This window comes from Candidatus Seribacter sulfatis, from assembly GCF_964187635.1.
In the GTDB taxonomy this organism is placed as follows: domain Bacteria; phylum Verrucomicrobiota; class Verrucomicrobiia; order Opitutales; family Seribacteraceae; genus Seribacter; species Seribacter sulfatis.
Window position 1 is genome coordinate 1 of the sequence record NZ_CAXLMO010000084.1, and the last position, 4,654, is coordinate 4,654.

4 protein-coding genes are annotated in these 4,654 nt (G+C 46.1%); 3 read left to right on the forward strand and 1 reads right to left on the reverse strand.

Annotation, left to right across the window (positions count from 1 at the left end; all coding sequences use genetic code 11):
* Positions 1-957, reverse strand: a 957-nt coding sequence (locus ACKPQ5_RS08145; RefSeq protein ID WP_407678609.1) for an immunoglobulin domain-containing protein, incomplete at its 3' end; no start/stop codon positions are given.
* An 86-nt stretch (positions 958-1,043) separates the two neighbouring features.
* On the opposite strand from ACKPQ5_RS08145, the gene ACKPQ5_RS08150 reads away from it, so the two are divergent.
* From ACKPQ5_RS08150 to ACKPQ5_RS08160, 3 genes are all read left to right on the forward strand, one after another.
* Positions 1,044-1,355 carry a hypothetical protein gene (locus ACKPQ5_RS08150; protein ID WP_407678610.1) on the forward strand — a complete coding sequence of 104 codons (312 nt, stop codon included), beginning with the start codon at positions 1,044-1,046 and terminating at the stop codon, positions 1,353-1,355.
* A 29-nt stretch (positions 1,356-1,384) separates the two neighbouring features.
* Complete coding sequence (locus ACKPQ5_RS08155) at positions 1,385-2,176, forward strand: IclR family transcriptional regulator (protein WP_407678611.1); 792 nt, start codon at positions 1,385-1,387, stop codon at positions 2,174-2,176.
* Between the two features lie 43 nt (positions 2,177-2,219).
* On the forward strand, positions 2,220-4,654 hold a 2,435-nt coding region (locus ACKPQ5_RS08160; protein ID WP_407678612.1), incomplete at its 3' end, for a DUF1549 domain-containing protein.

Below are 4,654 nucleotides of genomic sequence, written 5' to 3' on the forward strand. Positions count from 1 at the left end.
TGAGTGTTCGGTCTCATCCCCTCCCCGACCCGTTTCACTGGACGGACTGCCCATCGTAAAAGTGCCCGGCGGGCAGAAAATCATATCCATACTGATCGAGGCCACGGTGTGGCTTGTTGGGGTACCATCCACCACAAGCGATGTAGGTTGCGTGGTGATGGATCCAAAATCATTGCTCACCACAAGGGTGTAGTTTCCATCGTGCTGGGTGCCATTTACATCCTCGATCACGAAGCGTTTTTTATCCGCACCTGCAATCGCCTGGCCGTTTTTATACCATTGATAATTCAAATACTTACCCTCTGCTCGGGAATGAAGAGTGATGGTCTGTCCATTAAAAATCAGACCTGGGGCCTGTGGGGCCAGGGTAATCTCCGGCTTTAAATATTTGAGGATTTGTTCGTTTAACTGGGCGGTGGTGATGGTGTTAGCCGCGATCTCAGAAGAAGTGACCGTGCGGTTGAGATCGGAAAGGACATCCTGCCCAAGCATCGACTTGGTAATAGCACCCGCCTGAACCGAGTCCGCTACCTTTGCAGAATCAGCATTTTTTGCGATCTTCGCAACCTCAGCAACTAGTGCCCGCGGGGTGGCGGTGATCCGTTGATCGGGAGCGAGGTGGCGAAGGCCCTTGCCGTCCCCATCATCAAAGCGAACCTTTAAATACAGTTCATCATTGTCCAAAAACAGTTGGGGTGGCAAGACGCTCATCCCCTGTCCACCGAGAAGAACAGTATACCGTCCGTTGCGAATATTTACTTTGATCGAGTCGTCCTTACTTTTACCATTCTGCCAGTGGGTCTTGCCATCCTTGTCCTGTAGGGAAAATGTAAACTGGGCATCCCCAAAGTAATTGACTCCCCGAATTGCGACCTTGCCCGAATACGGAACTGGATTGGCAGACCACAGGAAAAGTGTGGAAAATAGGAACGAAATCAGGATTGGTAGTTTTTTCATAACAGGAACAGAGAAATTAATGACCAATTAGATTAAAAATAGGAAGGTATTGTCAAACAGGATTTAGGGGGGAAGGCGTTTGGGTGATGCGGTTCCCTTACTGGTTCCCAGTGGATCGCCACGGGCTTTCAGCCCTCGCGATGACAAGGTGTGTGGGGAATGACATGGGCGGTTCGGTTACAACGCACACTTTGTCATTGCGAGGAGGGAGCGGAGCGAGGGACGCGGCAATCCATCGTGTCTCGAGGGAAGGCGATCGGGTGTTGCGGTTCGCTTACTGGTCCCCAGTGGATCGCCACGGGCTTCGCCCGCGCGATGACAAGACTGGTAAAACGGAATACTACGAATGGACATTAAAAAAATTAAAAAGAATTTGTCCTAAATATTTTGCTTTTTGATATTTGGATTATAGTTTATATATCAAAGCATGTCTTTATCAACTGATCAAAAATATAATGTTCCCGGTCTCGATCGTGCACTTTCAATTATTGAATTGCTGAACGAAAAAACAAAGGGGCTTTCCGTGAATGAAGTGGCTGCCATCCTAGGATTGCCAATAAATAGTGTTTATCGAATCATGACCACATTGGAACGGAGAAAGTATGTTAAGAAGAGTAAGGACGGACCGGGTTTTATTCTATCAGAAAAGTTGTTACAACTGGCTACCCCGGTAACGGGAGATCCTTCCTTCATCGAATCGGTTATTCCATATCTTTATAAATTGAGGGATGAAACCCGAGAAAGTATGTTGGCGGGAACCATTGTGGAGGAGGAAGGAATTGTGTTGGAACAAATTGATGGACTGCATAATTTTAGCTTTAAGGTAAAGCCTGGCTTACGCTTTCCATTACACACCTCGGCCCCCGGCAAAGCATATTTGGCTGCTCTCTCTGCCAAAGAATACGGGCAAATAATTTCAAGACTCAAGCTTACCCGTTTCACATCCAAAACAATAACCACCCAGGCAAAATTAGACAAAGAACTTATCCAAGTACGCCAACTGGGCTATGCGGTGGATCGGGAAGAAGAAATGGAAGGTCAAATTTGCATTGGTGCTGTGGTTAAAAACAAAAAAAATAATGTTGCAGGAGCCATTTGGTTAGTCGCTCCTTCAGGACGGATGGATAAACAAAATATCGAACATACTGGCCGGTTAATCAAGCAAGCTGCCGATGAGATTTCCACCAACCTCGGTTACCTTTCTTTAGCCGTGGCGTAGGACCATGTTGCCCAGCAGAAATATAAGCATAAATTATTTATTGATGACTAAATCTTTTGTTCGGTACTTTTCTAGATCCCCAGTTGGCATCTGTATCCTTCTTTCGATCTGTCTGCTTACTCAAAATCTAAGTGCAGAGGATGGTATTGTATTGTGGAAAAAAGAAATCAAGCCCTTGCTCGAAGAAAACTGCTGGAAGTGCCACGGGGCAGATAAAGTGCGGGCAGAACTTGTCTTGACCACCAGAGAGGGAGTGCTTGCCGGAGGTGAAGTTGGTCCCGCCGTGGACATGGAAAATCCCGCAGCAAGCCTGATGCTGGAAATGGTTTCCTATAAGGATGAGGATCATCAAATGCCTCCGATTGGAAAATTGCCTCAGAATAAAATCGATGCATTGGGGAAATGGATTGAAATGGGACTCCCCTTTCCCAAGGAAGACGAGATTGTACCTAAAAATGCTCACAGCCATGCCAGTACCACCGAGGTTAATGAAACAACTAAATCTCACTGGGCATACAAGAAACCCACACATCCAATTATTCCGGATTTACCGGACCATGCCAACCCGATCGATCGATTCATCCAGGCTAAACTTGCCCAACAAAATTTGCCTGCCAATCCACAAGCTGAGGATCATACCTTAATCAGGAGAATGTATTATGATTTGATCGGACTTCCCCCCACTCCAAAGGAAGTGGATGCTTATGTTTCCAATCAAGAACCAACGAAATTTAACCAACTGGTGGACCAGCTCCTCTCCTCTCCCCACTACGGAGAGAAATGGGGCAGACATTGGCTTGATCTTGTTCGCTATGCCGAAACCAATGGGTATGAGAGAGACGGGAATAAGCCGCAGGCATGGCGATACCGGGACTATGTGATTAATGCATTTAACCAAAATAAACCCTACGACCAGTTTATTCTCGAACAACTGGCTGGGGACGAACTTCCAGAGGCGAATGCCGAAGCCATAACCGCGACTGGATTCCACCGACTCGGTATCTGGGACGACGAACCCGCAGATCGTGTGCTGGCCCGTTATGATTATTTAGACGATATTGTTCGTACCACAACTGAGGTTTTTCTTGGTATGACTGTTGGTTGTGCCCGTTGCCACGACCATAAAATCGATCCAATACCAACTAAAGATTATTATTCCATGCTCTCGTTTTTTGCGAACATCACTCCTCATGGAAGGGGTGACTCCAATTTGGTAGAAGTAAAAGACCAAGTTGGAAATAAAACATATGAATCAGATATTCAGAAATGGGAATTGCGTAGGCAAACACTCAGGTCGCTGATGACTGGTTTTGAAGAAAAGTTCCTTGTTGCCTTTCATAAAGATGCTTCCATTCCAAAGTCGAATAAAGTTCGTGCAAAACCAGTTTTATTACTCGAGGATGCCAGAGGTAAAGGAAGCCAGTGGAATTATCTGGAAAGAAAGCCCAGGCAGGAATGGATTGAAGTCGGATTTGATGCCAGAGATTGGAAAAGCGGAATAGGTGGATTTGGAACCAAGGGAACCCCAAAGGCGAATGTGAGAACCATATGGAAGAGTAAAGATATCTGGATGAGGACTTCCTTTCGCTTGGCGGCCATTCCCAAAACTCTACGGTTGAACCTACACCATGATGAAGACGTGGAGGTGTATCTTAATGGTAAACTCGTTTTTCAAAAACCTGGACATATTTCGAAATACCAGACGCACGACATTACTGATATAAGTGCAGATGTTTTGCAAACTGGTAAGAATGTTGTGGCAGTACACTGCCGACAAACAGTTGGCGGACAATATATCGATTTGGGATTGGAGTGTTTTGAAGAAGCCGCTGATCTCGCCGGACTTATTCGTAAACACGCTAAAAAAGTGATGAGTGACGGTACTTTTGGTCGCTATCAAGCCTGGAAGCGAGACCTTACGAAGCATTTTTCTCAAAAGCCAAAATCTGATCATTATAAAGTACTCGCGGTCGGAGAACATGGGGAGCGGGTAACCAAGATTCTACGTAGAGGAAATCCAGCCCTGGAAGGAGAGCAAGTTTTCCCTGCTTTTCCCGCAGTGCTTAGCCCACCAGAACCAGTCATACAAAAGCTACCTAAATCATCGGGGAGAAGAACGGCCTTGGCCAAGTGGATTGGATCCAAAGATAATCCGATATCTGCCCGGGTGATGGTCAACCGAATCTGGCAATACCATTTTGGCCGTGGAATTGTTGAGAGTTCAAGTGATTTTGGGTTCCAGGGAACGCCTCCGACTCATCTTAATTTACTCAATTGGTTGGCTCTTCAATTTATGGAATCCGGTTGGGATATAAAAGAGATGCACAGGTTGATCATGAGCTCCGATGTTTATAAAAGATCTTCCATGCCCAATGACCTTGCCCTCGCACAGGATCCATTAAACCAGTCATTTTGGCGCTATGATATGAGAAGATTAACTTCGGAGGAAGTGCGGGACTCGGTCTTAAATGCATGCGG

What these genes read in the sequence shown, in the direction of transcription:
- ACKPQ5_RS08155 (WP_407678611.1), top strand. Translation starts at nt 1,385, where the DNA reads ATGTCTTTATCAACTGATCAAAAATATAATGTTCCCGGTCTCGATCGT.
- ACKPQ5_RS08150 (WP_407678610.1), top strand. Translation starts at nt 1,044, where the DNA reads ATGCGGTTCCCTTACTGGTTCCCAGTGGATCGCCACGGGCTTTCAGCC.